Origin of the sequence: Rhizobium sp. P40RR-XXII, from assembly GCF_012641405.1 — a bacterium.
GTDB lineage: Bacteria > Pseudomonadota > Alphaproteobacteria > Rhizobiales > Rhizobiaceae > Rhizobium.
This window is the reverse complement of record NZ_JABAII010000020.1, coordinates 22,723-37,695: the sequence shown is the minus strand read 5'-3', so window position 1 is coordinate 37,695 and position 14,973 is coordinate 22,723. Positions and strand designations below refer to the sequence as shown.

At 54.2% G+C, this 14,973-nt stretch carries 16 protein-coding genes; 13 read left to right on the top strand and 3 right to left on the bottom strand.

Annotation, left to right across the window (positions count from 1 at the left end):
- Nucleotides 1–68: 68 nt before the first annotated feature.
- The 7 genes from HGP16_RS27975 (at nucleotide 69) to HGP16_RS27945 (ending at nucleotide 6,625) form a co-directional block, all read left to right on the top strand.
- Entirely contained in the window at nucleotides 69–746 is a 678-nt protein-coding gene (locus HGP16_RS27975; RefSeq protein ID WP_168843228.1) for a response regulator transcription factor, read from the top strand.
- An 11-nt stretch (nucleotides 747–757) separates the two neighbouring features.
- On the top strand, nucleotides 758–2,056 hold the full coding sequence (locus HGP16_RS27970; RefSeq protein ID WP_168843227.1) for an ATP-binding protein: 1,299 nt from the start codon (nucleotides 758–760) through the stop codon (nucleotides 2,054–2,056).
- A 491-nt stretch (nucleotides 2,057–2,547) separates the two neighbouring features.
- Nucleotides 2,548–3,135, top strand: a complete 588-nt coding sequence (locus HGP16_RS27965) for a dual specificity protein phosphatase family protein (protein WP_246705611.1) — start codon at nucleotides 2,548–2,550, stop codon at nucleotides 3,133–3,135.
- Between the two features lie 102 nt (nucleotides 3,136–3,237).
- Nucleotides 3,238–3,633, top strand: a complete 396-nt coding sequence (locus HGP16_RS27960) for a cytochrome c (RefSeq protein ID WP_168843226.1) — start codon at nucleotides 3,238–3,240, stop codon at nucleotides 3,631–3,633.
- A gap of 33 nt (nucleotides 3,634–3,666) precedes the next feature.
- Nucleotides 3,667–4,434 (top strand): cytochrome b/b6 domain-containing protein, encoded by a 768-nt coding sequence (locus tag HGP16_RS27955; protein ID WP_168843225.1) that lies wholly within the window; start codon nucleotides 3,667–3,669, stop codon nucleotides 4,432–4,434.
- Nucleotides 4,435–4,665: 231 nt separating this feature from the next.
- Nucleotides 4,666–4,941 carry a hypothetical protein gene (locus HGP16_RS27950; RefSeq protein ID WP_168843224.1) on the top strand — a complete coding sequence of 92 codons (276 nt, stop codon included), beginning with the start codon at nucleotides 4,666–4,668 and terminating at the stop codon, nucleotides 4,939–4,941.
- A gap of 88 nt (nucleotides 4,942–5,029) precedes the next feature.
- On the top strand, nucleotides 5,030–6,625 hold the full coding sequence (locus HGP16_RS27945) for an MBL fold metallo-hydrolase (protein ID WP_168843223.1): 1,596 nt from the start codon (nucleotides 5,030–5,032) through the stop codon (nucleotides 6,623–6,625).
- 106 nt (nucleotides 6,626–6,731) lie between these two features.
- Here the strand turns inward: HGP16_RS27945 and HGP16_RS27940 are convergent, their stop codons facing one another.
- From HGP16_RS27940 to HGP16_RS27930, 3 genes are all read right to left on the bottom strand, one after another.
- Nucleotides 6,732–7,172, bottom strand: coding sequence for a DUF2267 domain-containing protein (locus HGP16_RS27940; protein ID WP_168843222.1), 441 nt, complete (start codon nucleotides 7,170–7,172; stop codon nucleotides 6,732–6,734).
- Nucleotides 7,173–7,311: 139 nt separating this feature from the next.
- On the bottom strand, nucleotides 7,312–7,446 hold the full coding sequence (locus tag HGP16_RS27935) for a ChaB family protein (RefSeq protein ID WP_168843221.1): 135 nt from the start codon (nucleotides 7,444–7,446) through the stop codon (nucleotides 7,312–7,314).
- Nucleotides 7,447–7,650: 204 nt separating this feature from the next.
- Nucleotides 7,651–8,346, bottom strand: coding sequence for an SPW repeat protein (locus HGP16_RS27930; RefSeq protein WP_168843220.1), 696 nt, complete (start codon nucleotides 8,344–8,346; stop codon nucleotides 7,651–7,653).
- Nucleotides 8,347–8,904: 558 nt separating this feature from the next.
- Between HGP16_RS27930 and HGP16_RS27925 the strand changes: the two genes are divergently transcribed.
- The 6 genes from HGP16_RS27925 to HGP16_RS27900 all read left to right on the top strand — a co-directional run bounded on the left by HGP16_RS27925 (nucleotide 8,905) and on the right by HGP16_RS27900 (nucleotide 14,717).
- Entirely contained in the window at nucleotides 8,905–9,264 is a 360-nt protein-coding gene (locus HGP16_RS27925) for a hypothetical protein (protein ID WP_168843219.1), read from the top strand.
- 132 nt (nucleotides 9,265–9,396) lie between these two features.
- Nucleotides 9,397–9,699: a hypothetical protein gene (locus HGP16_RS27920; RefSeq protein WP_168843218.1), complete on the top strand. Its 303-nt coding sequence runs from the start codon at nucleotides 9,397–9,399 to the stop codon at nucleotides 9,697–9,699.
- A 376-nt stretch (nucleotides 9,700–10,075) separates the two neighbouring features.
- Nucleotides 10,076–11,563, top strand: a complete 1,488-nt coding sequence (gene arcD / locus HGP16_RS27915) for an arginine-ornithine antiporter (RefSeq protein ID WP_168843217.1) — start codon at nucleotides 10,076–10,078, stop codon at nucleotides 11,561–11,563.
- Between the two features lie 12 nt (nucleotides 11,564–11,575).
- Nucleotides 11,576–12,790, top strand: coding sequence for an arginine deiminase (locus HGP16_RS27910; protein ID WP_205927575.1), 1,215 nt, complete (start codon nucleotides 11,576–11,578; stop codon nucleotides 12,788–12,790).
- A 12-nt stretch (nucleotides 12,791–12,802) separates the two neighbouring features.
- Complete coding sequence (gene argF, locus HGP16_RS27905) at nucleotides 12,803–13,804, top strand: ornithine carbamoyltransferase (RefSeq protein WP_168843216.1); 1,002 nt, start codon at nucleotides 12,803–12,805, stop codon at nucleotides 13,802–13,804.
- Nucleotide 13,805: 1 nt separating this feature from the next.
- The gene (locus tag HGP16_RS27900) at nucleotides 13,806–14,717 is read left to right on the top strand and encodes a carbamate kinase (RefSeq protein ID WP_168843215.1); all 912 of its coding nucleotides are present in this window, start codon (nucleotides 13,806–13,808) and stop codon (nucleotides 14,715–14,717) included.
- Nucleotides 14,718–14,973: the final 256 nt, after the last annotated feature.

The following is a 14,973-nucleotide window of genomic DNA, read 5'->3' as shown; positions in this document are numbered from 1 at the left end:
TGCGACGAGTGTGGAAGATCCAAATGCTAGTGCCCGCTTTCGTTCCATCAAACTAGACTGGTTATTTCATGCGTGTGTTATTAGTAGAAGACAACGTAAAATTGGCTGCGGTAACGCATGATGCCATGCGTTCACACGGCTTTACGGTCGATCACGTCTCCAACGCACATGATGCCGAAGAGGCTGCGGCGACGGTCGACTATGATTCCATCATACTAGACCTCGGCTTGCCGGACCGTGACGGCCTCACACTAATCGAACCATTGCGAAAAGCGGCGCCATCGACTCCACTTCTCATCCTGACCGCGCGCGATGCGTCGAGTTCGATTATCGATGCTCTCGATAGCGGTGCCGACGACTATCTTTGCAAGCCCTTCGTCATGGGTGTGCTCATCTCCCGTTTGCGCGCAATCATGCGTCGTGGTCAACCTCGTCACGGCACGATCCTACAGCAGGGTGACGTCATTTTCGATCCCAGCCAGTATTCAGCCTCCGTCGGCGAAACGCCCCTTGCCCTCAGTCGTCGTGAGTTCGCCGCTCTGCATCTCTTCTTACGGCGTCCCAACCACGTATTGTCGAAGGCGGAGGTCGAAGAGGCAATCTATGGCTTCGGCGACGAGCTTAGCTCCAATGCCATCGAGGTTTTGCTGCACCGGTTGCGCAAGAAGCTTCAGGGGGCCGGATCGGCCCTGTATATTCACAATATGCGCGGCATTGGCTATATGCTTATGGAAAAGCGGTCGTGAAGGGGCGACGATTGACGCTCCTGCAGCGATTGGTGCTGGCGATGTCTATCGTCGCCCTCGTTGCGATTTGCGCAAGCATCGTGTTTTTATATATCCGCTTCCAAGCCTCCAATGACACCTTCCGGGAAGAAACGCTTTCGACGTTTGCCGCAGATCTGCGGCAGGTTTTATCTACGGATCCGCCACTTTCAAGTCCCCATGCAAGCGCCGTCAAGGCGCGCATTCGCGAACTTCGTGGTCAGTATGCGATCTTGGGACGTGATGGACGGATTATCGAATCTTCCGGTCCGCAGGAACCGCTAATTCCTTATGCCAGCGAGAGAACTCAGTATTTCGAGCTTCCATCTCATGAGGGACACGAGGCACTTTTCGGTATTTCCATCCCAATCGCCGCGCCAAGCCCCGCGCAGGCCATACAAGTTGCCTTTCCCAAAGCGCATGTGATCTTCGACAGCGTCCTCGAGGAGTTCGTCAGGGATATCGCCTGGATCTGGATCCCGTTTGTCCTTGCGCTGCTCGCGACGAACATTGCTGTCCTTGGTCTTGCACTGAAGCCTCTGCGCACGGCAGCCCAAGAAGCAGCTCGAATTGGCCCGTCGAGCATTGCGACACGCTTAACCGAGAGTGGGATGCCCGATGACGTTCTGGCCTTGATCAGATCGGTTAACGCCGCCCTTGACCGCCTGCAAAGCGGCTTCCTTTCGTTGGAGCGCTTCTCCGGGCAACTGGCTCATGAACTGCGCACACCTCTTGCCATCGCCAAGACACGGCTGTCCCTATCCCAAGACCAAATCGCACGCGCGGTCGAAAGAGATTTCGAGGACATCGAACGTGTCATAACGCAACTCATCGATCGCGTGCGCGTAGGCACGCTCCACTATGAGGCGGCCGACTTGGTCGATCTCGGAGGCGTGGCCACCGAAGTCGCCCGCTATCTGGCACCCATAATCATTGAAGCCGGTCGCAATATCGAGCTAAAGATCGAGAACGGCCCCGTTCGCATCAGTGGCGCCAAGGATTTCATATTTCGAGCGCTGCGCAACTTGGTTGAAAACGCACTGCATCATAGTCCGGAGAACGGCGTGATTACGATCGCTGTATTCAACGCGCGTATCAGCGTTGCCGATCAAGGTCCCGGTTTCACCAACAGGCGCTTGAGCGAGGGCGGCGGATTGTTCGGAAAGACGGACCGCGCGGACGGCTTGGGTCTCGGTCTCTCCATTGTCTTGGAAACGATGGTGGCACATAGTGGACAACTCGTGTTGGCGAACTTGCCGTCTGGCGGAGCGCTAGCGACCATGGTTTTCTAGCTGGCGGCAGACTGGCTGCGGCTTTGCCGCAGAATGGCCTGCGTGTCCGACCGCAGTTGACCGTTTTCAGACATTTAATGCCATTATTTGATCCTGGTGCCGTTCCATCTGTCTTACGAACCGCTCAAGCCCACCAACTATGGATATTCGTCTTCGGCTTGTAGTTGATCATCTATACTCTCGTTAGAGCAGGTAGCTGCATCAATATAACCTGGATGCTGCCTCCAAGCGAAAGTCTACCTTACCATGAGAAATAGCTCAGCCACGGAAATTCCATTGTTCAACCATTAAATTGCCCCATATGTTCGCGGAAGCTTGAACGATCATAGATATGCATTTTCTTGCCTTCACCGGCACTTTTCCCAGCACGGAAGCGCAAATTCTAACAATATTGACGCCCTTGTTCAGGTACCCGTCAGGGGGATCCATCAAATGTTGGCATATGAAAAATGGAACCTTAGGAAGCAATGACGGGAAGTGGCCTTCGGCGGATGATGATCATTATCTTGTTAGTAATCGGCGTTCCAGGCTTGAGTTGCGCAGTTTATACTGGCTATCTTCAACTGCGCGGCAATTTTCATACGGTCATCGATGGTCAGCTTTATCGCTCAGCACAACCAACCTCTGACCAGCTTACCTTCTATGTACGGACATACGGTATCAAGACGATCATCAATTTAAGAGGCAATCATCCCGGAACAGCATGGTACGACAATGAAGTCGCCGTGACGAGGGGATTAGGAATAGTTCACATCGACTTCGGCATGTCTTCTTCGAAGTTGATATCTCCTCGGACCGCGCAGCAGATTGTCGAGCTCATGACCACGGCACCCAAACCGATCCTTATCCATTGTCAGTCGGGCGCCGATCGCAGTGGTCTGGTTGCTGCTCTTTATATGAAAAAGATTGCCGGGTTGGACGAGCAAAGAGCGCGAGGCCAATTATCGTTCTACTATGGGCATGTCGGTGTTCCCATAATTTCATCCGCCTACGCGATGGACCGCAGCTGGAGAGCTATCGAAGCGAATGATGAAGAACGGAAGCTGATCGCATTAGAAGGCACAGCGATCGCGCATTAGACGCCCATGTTGGGTGCACCATCCGCCCATCGCTGCGAAGAACAAGTTTCTCACTGCAACCCGCCGGCGCCTCGGCGCGAAGATAAAGGACTGACAAGCTTCATGAGAATATTTCGCCGATCTTCCATCCATTCGCGCCGCCATATCGCCGCCGCGCTTGTGCTATCCGTTGTGGTCGGACCGGCATTCGCAGCCTCCCTGAAAAGCATAATGGGCGATATGCGAGACAACACAACATCGGCCAAAGCCGTACTCGCCAATTTCGACAGCACCGCCGCCAAGCAAGTTTTGCAACGTTATGCTTCGCAAGCTCAAGCAGCGAGCGACATGTTTGGAGGCCAAGGTGGCGCCAAGGAAAGAGACTTGAGCGCTCGTTTCCAGAAATTGGCAGCGATGGCAGCAGCCGCAAGCCAGGCGCCGCAAAGTAAGCCCTCATTTCGCAAGACGTTCACCGAAGTGGCAAGCGAATGTAAATCCTGCCATTCAACGTACAAATAATGACTCTGGACCTCGTCGGAGCGGGAGCATGGTATGAACGAACAACGATACGTGATTGACGACTATTGTGATGAGCATTCAGATAGCGGCGTCGACGCTTCCTCGGCAAAGAATGAGTATGTCCGGGCGTGGGATCTTCCCACACGTCTTTTCAAATGGTCGCTTGTCGCGCTTATCATAATAGCCTGGATATCAAGTGGCTTCGATGATCCCAAGATGGTCGTCCACAAGACGGCGGGCTACGGTATTCTCGTACTTGTGGTTTTCCGAATTCTCTGGGGCTTCGTTGGAAGCACGACCGCCCGCTTCTCAAGCTTTGTGCGCTCGCCATCCATCATATGGAACTATTTCAGAGCATTGAGCAGGAACAGGGCTGAGCGCTATCTCGGTCATAATCCAGTGGGGGGGCTGATGGTTGTCGGATTGCTTTTAGCTTGTGCCGTTCAAGGACTACTCGGGCTTTTTTCCAGTGATGGAGTGACAGCAACGGGACCCTTTGCCGACGCAGCGGGTGACGCCATTTCAAGTTGGGCGGCCTCTATCCACGCGACATGGTTTTATGTCGCTATTGTCGGACTTGCCGTCGTGCACATCGCGGCAAACCTCTTCTATCAGTTCATCAAGCGCGACAATCTCATCGGTGCGATGGTTACTGGGCGCAAGAAGCGTGCGTATTATGTCGAACGCAATGAGGCGCGCGGCGGATCGCTGCTCGCGGCGGCAATTTGCCTCATTATCGCAGCCGGCCTTGTCTTTGGAACAATTTCCCTGCTTGGAGGAACTTTCTACAATGCGACTTAGAAGGCTGTCCGTGCCAATTTCGCATTTGTGTCCGGCAGGCGTCCCTGTTCCTAGTCGTGATGGTCGTCCCACCTGAGGGTTCCTGCGCAGGACTTGCCGATCAACGAGCAACAAGTCGAACAACGCAATCACTACAGCGAGACAGCGCTTTGACATCGCTCAAAGCACTGGGCTGGGTATATGGCGCATACTGATTTCTCCGACATCATGAAGCAGAGTTTGGAGGAATCAATGCCGCTTAAGCTGGTAACGGGAATGATGAAGTCATCCGGCAACGAAGCCTTGCTGGTCATGAATACAGGGACCATGAACAAGCTCGCTCTTGTTACGAAACAAGCGCTTCTCGACCTGGCATTTCCGCCGCGTTGCGACGAAAGCCGTTTGCAGGAATATATCGGCGTGCTCAGCGATATTGCCAGCACGAAATATGATCGCGGCGAGATCAAACCGGATGGTCGCATCCTGATCACCTCCAACGACGTGACAAAATGGAGAGAACTTCGATAGGGCCACCGACCTGCTTTCCTGCGCCGGAAACGTTGCGCGCAAGGATTTGAACTGTTGGCCCAAGTCACCAAATGGAATGAGGAAAGTCATGGCTGATCCCCTTTTGCGCTTTCATGGCGCTGCTGGCTCCGTGACGGGATCTTGTTTCCTGCTCGAACACGCAGGCACGCGAACGTTGATCGACTGCGGGATGTTTCAAGGCTCGAAAACAGAAAAGGAGCTGAATTATCGCCCCTTCCCTTTCGAAGCTTCATCGATACATTCAGTCATCCTGACCCACGCCCATATCGATCATTCAGGCTTGCTGCCAAAGCTGGTAAAAGCGGGTTTCCAGGGACCGATCTATTGCACGGCTGCGACATCCGATCTCTGTACAATCATGCTGCAGGATTCAGGGCATATACAGGAAATGGAAGTCGAGCAGTTGAATCGGCGAAACAAGTCCCGGTTCCGGCAAATGATTGAGCCGATCTATACGGTCGCCGATGCGCAAGCTGCAATGACACAGTTTCGTTCGATTGGATACAAGGAATGGCAGGAGACAGAAGGCGCTCTTAGATTTCGCTTTTGGGATGCGGGCCATCTACTTGGTTCGGCGTCCGTCGAACTTGAGCTCGTTTCCAGCGACGGGACGATCCGCATGCTGTTTTCCGGTGACATCGGGCCGCAACACAAGTTGTTCGAGGCTGTTCCCGAAGCTCCAGAGGACTTCGATTACCTCATTTGCGAAAGCACTTACGGCGACCGGGAAAGGGACGACGCGTCGCCAGAAGCGCGACGCAGGCAGCTTCGCCAGATCGTGAGCCAGGCTTACCATCCGAATGGTGCGCTGCTTATTCCTTCCTTTGCTGTCGAACGCACACAGGAACTGCTGGCCGACCTAAATACATTGATGGATGCCAACGAGCTGCAGCGCATCCCCATCATTATAGATTCCCCGCTCGCATCGCGAGCAACCTCCGTCTTCAAACGACACGCTCGCTCATTGTCGAATAGCGATCTTCTTCTTCGAGCACTAAATGCGAAGAACGTTCGCTTCACCGAGACCGCTGAGCAATCGAAAGCAATCGATCTCATTCACGGATTTCATATCATCATTGCAGCAAGCGGAATGTGCGAGGCAGGCCGCATACGACATCGCCTCAAGAATTGGCTTTGGCACGACGAGGCAACAATATTGCTGGTCGGCTTCCAGGCCGCCGGCACCTTGGGGCGTATCCTGCAGGATGGAGCGCATGCAGTGAAGATTCAAGGTGAACAGATTGCCGTGAGGGCAACGATCCAGTCGTTGGATGCTTACAGCGGCCATGCGGATGCGACTGAATTGGAGAATTGGATCCTCGCAAGACTACCGATCCGCAAGGGATTGTTTCTTGTCCATGGCGAGCCGGCGGCGATCGGCCAGCTGAGTAGCCGGATATCCGGACATCGAGGCGTCCCCATTGTGCTCGAGCCAGAACTTGACAGTGCATATCACCTCACAAAGGATGGGGCCGTCGCGAGCGTTGCGACCACTTCACCCCCTAGGTTGCGCGCTGAAGAAGTCGGGCACTTTGATTGGCATAACGACTACCAGTCGCTCGTCCTCGATCTTGACGAAGAACTCCGGCAGGCAGCCGATGAAAAACGCAGGGCGATTATCTTGAGGCGTGTTAGAAAGGCGCTTCAGCATGCTACGGATTGAAGAGGTATATGCAGCACCGCGACAATGCCAACTGCAAAAGCTGTTTCGACGAGAAAATCCCTTTCCCCGTCATTTCGCAATCACCACCGTGAAGAAATGCCTATCGCTAGCCTGGCGGCGTGCTACCTGCGGACATAGGCGATGAAAGTGCTGTCCGCGGCAACGCGCGAAGCTTTTCGGCGATAAACGGGTTTGCCCGAAGCTCGAGCAACTTGAATACCTCTGCAATAGCGTCCCGGCCTTCAGGCTCACTACAATCCAGCCGTGCGGCGACGGCTGCAGGAAAGTGTTCGGTACTATTGCGAGCGGAGGTCGCTGCTGCTGGATGCCAATTCTCGAAAAAAATTCCCCGAAGAAGCACCGGCAAATAATTGGCAAATTCACTTAAATCATGCACCGTCATTGAATCGCGCAGCACCTGCAAAACCGTTCGTAGAACCTCGTAGGCCTCCCGCTGTTCGCAATTAAGACGATCGGCCAGTTCGTGGACCCATAAGTTGGCTTGCTGGGCAGCATCCGGAAAGGTGCGTAGCGGAAAGTAACTCATTCAGATCTCCATTCGAACGATAACGAACCGTGAGCGAGGCGCCGGGGCGTTGATTTGACTCAAGTTCGCGCAACCCAATCGTCGCTCTTCTAACGCAATAAGCCCGCTTGACCGGAGGCCATACGACCCGATGTGCAATCTATTCACGCCGCATGTCACGATCGGCATATTCGCGCCATGCATCGTTGAATGCCGCGCGATAGGTTTCGTAGGCGCGTATTGGTAGATGCCTGACGACGGAAACGGAAACGCGCGGCTTGGAGGTGTAAGGCATTGGCTTAATCCCTTGATCACATCACTGTTCGTGGTCTCAAAAATACGTCTTCGCGCATCGCGATTGCGGGCAGGAGTCAGTGTTTTTCGACTCTCCTTGCTTCAGCTCATCCCTTACTGGCGGCCCGTCGTTCTGTTTCGCAAGCTGCCGCCTCCCGAACTGTTCCGGAGGGTCGCCCCGACTTCTACGGAAATCAGTCACGAACTACCATTCTTTTCCATGACCCACCTTGCTCAAAGCCCATATTGATGTGACGAAGATAATGCCTCCGCTCAACAGGAGGTTCAGCGTTACCAAGGGTTGAGCTTGAAATCCGAGTAACCAAGGCGACATAACGAGCCATACCGAAATAAGTATTTCGAACCATGCTTCCCATCGCTGAAATGTGATCATCGCAACTAAGCTCAACATCGCGACAAGCGCACCACTGACTACGAGATTCCAGATCTCCATGGCAGCTTGCATTGAGCTGCTGAACAGATAGCCCAATATCCAGGGCGAGAAACATAGCCACACTCCGACCATGCATATAACGGCATTCCGCCAGGGAATACTTCGCATCGCATCGCTCCAAGTTAAGGCGATATATTGCGGCACGAAGCTCGACAGCACATTGCGCAAGATCAAAATCAAGGTCTGGTGATCTTCCCTCCGGCCTCTGGCGTGTCGATCAGACGCAAGTGAACTGAACGGTCGGAAATTGACCATTATCCGCAAGGAAGGATCGAGCCGATAGGGGAATGGCCGTTGGACCGGGATGATCTTTGCAAAAGCCTGTTCGAGGGTGAACCATTCTGCACGCTCAATCTCGCCAAAAGATTGAACATGATTGGTCTCCGGCGGCCATATGATTTCAAATGACTGGCTGAGCAGGGTTGCGATCTGAAAATCGCCTGTCATCGCGAGGGCTGCAACGAGCTTGCCGCTGCGTTGACGTTTGAGAGAGCGAAGTTCGGACCGCGCTAGCCAGCCCACCTATGAAAACTCTCGCCTAGCGGCTACAGCGGTTGGCTCGTTGCTTGAGTGCTCACGTTTTGGAACGACCAAGCGGCCAAGTCGCGATTTGCCAAAATAGACCTCCGGATGAACCATAAGAACCTCGCTTTGGTCATGATCGAATGGTGGGCGAGAACACTTGCACTCACCATGATCTCTTCCGACACGTTGAGGCGATGGAGTACCATAACTACGCCCCTCGGCCAGAGAACGGACCATGCCCACCGGCAACGATTCAAACTCACGCTCGTCGCCATGGAGTTTTCCAAGCCCAACATTTGGATGAAACCATCTGTATATTAAAGATCAAATTCCAATATTATCCCGTCATGCAAGCTCATCTCAGTGACAACCTTGAAGTATTATTTCAAAAAAAATATGTCGCGATACTTTTCTTGATTTGCATCAAGTTGCTTCAATTCCCTTGCCATAGAATTATTTTGTTTCTGGCGGGAGGTGAATATGCGTGAACCGCAATGGCAAAATTGGCTGGGGCTGTTTCTCGGAATCCATATACTTATATCGCCGTGGGTCATTCCGAGCACTTTTTCGCTTGCTCCGGCGTCAATGACGACAGACATAGCTGGAGCAGTTGCAGGGCTGACGCTCGTCAGCATTTCGCTACTCGGAATCGTCGCTCCGAAAATTTGGAACGATTGGCTGAAGTACATGCTGGGTTTTGGTCTCCTGGTGACACCATGGCTGTTTCGGTTCAACGACAATATATTCTTTGACCTCAGCTTTGTGTTCGCGGGGATGCTTCTAATCGTGGTGAGCGGACTGGCCTTCGCCTCGCGACGCCCAGAGACTGGCGGCGAGTAGCCGGGCTGATATATTCGACCCGCGATAGGACTGCTGCTGGCGGAGATCCCGCAATGAGGGGCGGAATTCACTCACCTAGATTGCGATCCCCGTACAGTTGTTGATTTCCCTCTTTTGTATGAAAGACTGATTATGGAGCGCTTACACCGCCTCGCAAACAGCGCATTGTTGCCTGTAGAAATCCAGGCGCTGAAAGGAATATTTGATTTCGTCGTCGGGCAGCCATGGTTCGATCCCAATGATTATAGTGCCGAGGGCTTTGCCGTGCGGCTGATTGCCCTGTACCGGTATGGGGTCACTGATCCCCCGCATCTCAAGACGATAGCCCTATTTTGGGCGTTGAAAGACTTCTCTTGCGATATGAAGGATGATCAGCGGGCAAAATTGAAGGCGAACTACGAAGTTTGCCAGTCTTTAGCCCGCAATCCACTCTAATGTCATATTCGGAATGTCAATATCAGTTCGTCGCGTCAACTTCCCTGACGAACCGACCGATACCAGACGTTTTAGATGACCACAAATACCCGCATCGCCAGTCGTTCAGGCGATGCGCAATGGTAACGAGGGAAGAATATTTGGAACTCGCCTCGCTCAGGGGCCACATCGGGCTGCGACCGTTCAGGAGATAAAGTCATATCTTCAATGGGCGCTTCAAAGCATTTTGCGACCGTTGAACGCAACGACGAACGGCTTGATAGATAAGAGTATCCAATCGGTTTCAATTATTCTTACACGCTTCATTGACACGCATCAATGTCGCCGCTGTTCCCTGATGATGAGGTTGCCCGGCTCACACAAGGGAGAGGCAGCTATGTCGTCAATCCAACTGAAATCGGCGGAGCCAGTTGCCGATACTGCGACGATCACCAATAGAGATAGACATAAGAGCAAGCTTCGACTCGCGTCACTGACTGCCCTTGTTGTTGGCTCCATGATCGGGTCGGGTGTCTTTAGTCTTCCCCAGAATATCGCGTCCGGCGCGGGGCCGCTCGCAATTATCATTGGCTGGGGGATCACCGCGGTCGGAATGCTGGCCCTTGTCTTCGTCTATCAATCACTCGCAACCCGCAAGCCCGAACTGAACGCCGGTCCTTATGCCTACGCCAAAGCGGGGTTCGGTCCGTTCATCGGATTTAACAGCGCCTGGGGTTATTGGTTGAGCGCCTGGATTGGCAATGTATCTTATGCCGTCGTTGTCTTCAGTGCTCTTTCCTATTTTTTTCCCTCATTTGGTGAAGGGAATACATGGCCTGCCATCATTGGCGCATCCCTGCTTCTATGGCTAGTGCATGCTCTGATCATGACGGGCATCCGTGAAGCTGCGATCGTCAATTTGATCGTCACTGTAACGAAAATTGCGCCTATTATCCTGTTCATCGGCGTGGCGATCGTCGCGTTCAAAGTCAATATCTTCTCTATTGACTTTTCCGGCCTTGGCAACGCAGACCTCGGCTCCATTACCACGCAGGTGAAGAGTACGATGCTCATCACGCTGTGGGTATTCATCGGGATTGAAGGTGCAAGTGTCTTCTCAAGCCGAGCAGAACGCCGTCGAGACATTGCGGGCGCGACGATTACAGGTTTTCTAACCTGCCTTGCTCTATACGCGCTTGTATCGCTCCTTTCACTCGGCATCCTGAGCCAACCGGAACTCGCCGCGCTTAAGAACCCTTCCATGGCGGGGGTACTCGAAGCAATCGTCGGACCTTGGGGTGCTATCCTAATCAATATCGCGTTGGTGATTTCGGTCGCGGGTGCCTTTCTGAGTTGGACACTTCTGGCCGCCGAAATCCCGCTCGCAACAGCCAAGGATGGCACCATGCCAGCGTTCTTTGCAAAAGAAAGCCGCAAGGGTGTTCCCTGGACCTCGTTATTGATTACAAACCTCCTGGTCCAGGCGTTTCTATTCCTCACCCTATTTGAGCAGAGCACCTATCAAGCCTTGTTCTCTATCGCTTCGGCTGCCATCCTCGTGCCTTACATCTTTTCCGGCGCCTATGCAGCAAAGCTGGCGCTCACCGGCGAATCCTATCAACGGGGAGAAAGCCGCGCCGGTCCGATGATCATGGGACTTGCTGCCACCATCTATGGTCTGTGGCTCGTCTATGCCGCCGGCCCTGCCTACCTTTTTATGTGCGCTGTTCTCTATGCACCCGGCATTATTTTCTACGTGATCGCACGCCGCCAGACGCACCAGCAGGTCTTCAAACCGGCCGAAGCCATTCTCGCCGTCGCACTCGTCGCTGTCGGAGTGGTTGCCGCTTACGAGATGTGGATCGGTGCGGTCAGCCCCTTCTAAGGAGATATAGCAATGATGAACTTAGGCGTGCATTCCGAAGTTGGCCGATTGCGTGAGGTGATGGTTCACAGACCTGATCTCAGCCTGCGTCGGCTTACGCCGGCCAATTGCAAATCCCTCCTTTTCGACGACGTCCTTTGGGTCAAACGAGCCCGGCAGGAGCATGACGCATTTGTGGATGCATTGCGCGAGCGAAATGTCGTGGTCCATTCGCTGGGTGATCTTCTCGCCGAGACGCTGGAGTCGACCGAAGCAAGACAATGGCTTTTGGCCCGAAGGATCAAGCCGCCGGGTGTCGGCGAGGATATGATAGCGGAGGTACAGGCATGGCTAAGGGAGATGCCATCGAAGCAGCTTTCAACCTATCTGGTCGGAGGCATCTCTCGTGCGGAGCTTCCATTTGAGCCATTAGGGTTAAGTGGGAGAACATTGCTGCAAGAAGATTTCGTCTTGCAACCATTGCCCAATCAGCTCTTCACTCGCGACAGCTCGTGTTGGATTTATGGCGGAGTCTCAGTCAATTCCATGTATTGGCAGGCGCGCCGCCCAGAGGCGGCAAACGTGGAAGCTATCTACCGCTTCCATTCCCGATTTCAGGATTATAACTTTCCGATATTTTCCGCAAATGGAGGAGAAGCTCCAAGCCTGGAAGGCGGCGATGTCCTGCCCATCGGCAATGGAGTTGTTCTTATCGGCATGGGTGAAAGAACAGCCCCGCAAGCAGTGAGTGCCTTAGCCAAGCAACTGTTTGCCGCTGGGCTGGCGATACGGGTCATCGCCGCTCTCATGCCGCGCGATCGCAGTTACATGCATCTTGATACAGTTTTTACATTCTGTGACCGCGATCTCGTAACAATGTATCCGCCGGTCGTCGATCTGCTACGTTGCTATTCCCTGCGTCCGGGCGAACGCGATCAGTTGATCGACATCCGCGAAGAAAACGCCCCGTTCATTGATGTCGTGGCTGAAGCTATGGGACTGAAGAAACTGCGCGTCGTCCAGACCGGGGGAGACCGCTACGAGGCCGAACGCGAACAATGGGACGACGGCAATAATGTCGTCGCGGTCGAACCTGGCATCGTCATCGCCTACGACCGTAATGTCTACACCAATACGCTGCTACGTCGCCAAGGTGTCGAAGTGATTACCATTGAAGGCGCGGAGCTAAGCCGCGGGCGCGGCGGCGGGCATTGCATGACATGCCCCCTGGTTCGCGAAACCGCCTAGGAAGGAACGGATATGCCGATCAATTTGCATGGCAGAAGCGTCTTATCACTTGATGACCTTTCCCCCGATGAAATCCGGTTCCTGCTGCGCATGGCGGCAGAGCTGAAAGCCGCCAAGATTGGGGGCTACGAAAATCCTCGCCTCACGCGCAAGACTATAGCATTGATTTTCGAGAAAGATTCCACCCGTACCCGGAGCGGCTTCGAAGTGGCGGCCTATGATCAAGGTGCCCATGTCACCTATCTTGGGCCTTCAGGCAGCCATATCGGTCACAAGGAATCCGTCAAAGACACCGCGCGGGTCCTTGGCCGCATGTACGACGCAATTGAATTTAGGGGGTTTGAGCAATCAGCCGTGGAGGGGCTCGCACGCCATTCGGGCGTCCCAGTCTACAACGGCCTAACGGACATCTGGCATCCAACGCAGGTCCTCGCGGACTTCATGACGATGCGGGAGTTCACCCATAAGCACCTTTCTGACGTGGCGATGGCTTTTGTCGGCGACGGTCAGGACAACGTTGCTCTCTCACTCGCCCTCGGTGCAGCCAAAGTGGGGATCGATTTCCGGCTGGTCTCGCCGAAAGAGCGCTGGCCCGAGCAGACATTCATCGAACGTGTCAAGATCGAAGCCGCGAAGACGGGCGGACAGTTCGAACTCCTCTCTGACATCGTTTCGGGCGTGAAGGACGTGGACTTCGTTTACACCGACGTCTGGCTTTCCATGGGCGAGGACGAAAGTAACTGGAAGAAGCGCATCGATCTTCTATTGCCGTTCCGCATTACCCGACAGGTAATGGAAGCCACATGCAATCCCTACAGCAAGTTTATGCATTGCCTTCCCGCATTCCACGATACCCAAACGGAAGTTGGCAGGCAGATCGCAGAAAAATACGGCATCGAATGCATGGAGGTAACCGATGAGGTGTTCGAATCTGAAGCCTCCATCGTCTTCGATCAGGCCGAGAACCGCCTGCATTCCATCAAGGCGCTGCTTGTCGCAACGATCGGAGGCTGAGATGTTGATTGTCGCGGCTCTCGGAGGCAACGCGCTGCTGCGACGAGGCGAGCCGCTGACCGCGGCGAACCAACGCGCCAATATCAAGCGAGCGGCAATCGCGCTTGCCGAATTGATCGCGGCGGGCCATTCGCTAGTCATAACGCATGGAAATGGTCCCCAAGTCGGGCTCCTAGCTCTTGAAACGGCCGGACCGAATGGGGCCGATCTGCCCTTCGATGTTCTGGGTGCCGAGACCCAGGGCATGATCGGCTACATGATCGAGCAGGAGCTCGCCAGCATCATGAAAGATCATCGTTTCGCCACGCTCGTGACCCTCGTCAAGGTGGATGCCAGCGATCCCGCGTTCCGGAAACCTACGAAATTTGTCGGCCCAACCTACGCCGCCGAAACTGCCCAAAAATTCGCATCCGAACGGGGTTGGCAAATTGCACTCGATGGAGACAGATGGCGACGTGTCGTCCCCTCACCGGCGCCGAAGACCATTATGGAAGCCCCCATCATTTCTCTCCTCGTCAAGGAAGGTATAACGGTGATCTGCGCGGGTGGTGGTGGAATTCCGGTCGTTGACAGACTCGATGGCGGTCTGCAGGGAGTAGAAGCCGTCATCGACAAGGACGCGGCCAGCGCACTTCTCGCAGAGCAGCTCGCTGCCGACATACTCCTCCTTTTGACCGACGTTGATGCCGTCTACGAGGGCTTCGGGACGCCCGATGCACGATTGCTGACAAGGATAGATCCCCAGCAGGTGGATGAAACGATATTCCCGCCAGGTTCGATGGGGCCGAAGATTGCCGCCGCGACCCGCTTTTCGAGGAGCGGCGGTCGGCGCGCAGCCATCGGGCGCCTTGAGGATGCTGCTGCAATCGTCGCGATGACGAAGGGAACTACGTTCTTCGCAAAAGCGCGCTAGCTGCATTAGCGCCGGGTCGGTGATGTATCGATAGCTCAACTTTGCGGGGCCGCCAGCGCTCAGCTGGGAATGCCTTGGCTCGGTCGGCAAGAGAACGTCGAGAAGCGACCAACTACATATCCCAGCGACTTCGGTTTGCTCCTCGCCTTCAGCTAGTCTCGATATGTCCATGTGCTGATGAGGCATTATGCTCTTGTCTCTGTCATCCCGCCGCCTATGCCGGGCATGGCATCGGTTTCAGCCGGCACAATCAACC

Excerpts from the sequence above, each read along its gene's own strand:
- HGP16_RS27975 (WP_168843228.1), top strand. The coding sequence starts at position 69 with ATGCGTGTGTTATTAGTAGAAGACAACGTAAAATTGGCTGCGGTAACG.
- HGP16_RS27965 (WP_246705611.1), top strand. The coding sequence starts at position 2,548 with ATGATGATCATTATCTTGTTAGTAATCGGCGTTCCAGGCTTGAGTTGC.
- HGP16_RS27960 (WP_168843226.1), top strand. The coding sequence starts at position 3,238 with ATGAGAATATTTCGCCGATCTTCCATCCATTCGCGCCGCCATATCGCC.
- HGP16_RS27955 (WP_168843225.1), top strand. The coding sequence starts at position 3,667 with ATGAACGAACAACGATACGTGATTGACGACTATTGTGATGAGCATTCA.
- HGP16_RS27950 (WP_168843224.1), top strand. The coding sequence starts at position 4,666 with ATGCCGCTTAAGCTGGTAACGGGAATGATGAAGTCATCCGGCAACGAA.
- HGP16_RS27945 (WP_168843223.1), top strand. The coding sequence starts at position 5,030 with ATGGCTGATCCCCTTTTGCGCTTTCATGGCGCTGCTGGCTCCGTGACG.
- HGP16_RS27940 (WP_168843222.1), bottom strand. The coding sequence starts at position 7,172 with ATGAGTTACTTTCCGCTACGCACCTTTCCGGATGCTGCCCAGCAAGCC.
- HGP16_RS27935 (WP_168843221.1), bottom strand. The coding sequence starts at position 7,446 with ATGCCTTACACCTCCAAGCCGCGCGTTTCCGTTTCCGTCGTCAGGCAT.
- HGP16_RS27930 (WP_168843220.1), bottom strand. The coding sequence starts at position 8,346 with ATGACAGGCGATTTTCAGATCGCAACCCTGCTCAGCCAGTCATTTGAA.
- HGP16_RS27925 (WP_168843219.1), top strand. The coding sequence starts at position 8,905 with ATGCGTGAACCGCAATGGCAAAATTGGCTGGGGCTGTTTCTCGGAATC.
- HGP16_RS27920 (WP_168843218.1), top strand. The coding sequence starts at position 9,397 with ATGGAGCGCTTACACCGCCTCGCAAACAGCGCATTGTTGCCTGTAGAA.
- arcD (WP_168843217.1), top strand. The coding sequence starts at position 10,076 with ATGTCGTCAATCCAACTGAAATCGGCGGAGCCAGTTGCCGATACTGCG.
- HGP16_RS27910 (WP_205927575.1), top strand. The coding sequence starts at position 11,576 with ATGATGAACTTAGGCGTGCATTCCGAAGTTGGCCGATTGCGTGAGGTG.
- argF (WP_168843216.1), top strand. The coding sequence starts at position 12,803 with ATGCCGATCAATTTGCATGGCAGAAGCGTCTTATCACTTGATGACCTT.
- HGP16_RS27900 (WP_168843215.1), top strand. The coding sequence starts at position 13,806 with ATGTTGATTGTCGCGGCTCTCGGAGGCAACGCGCTGCTGCGACGAGGC.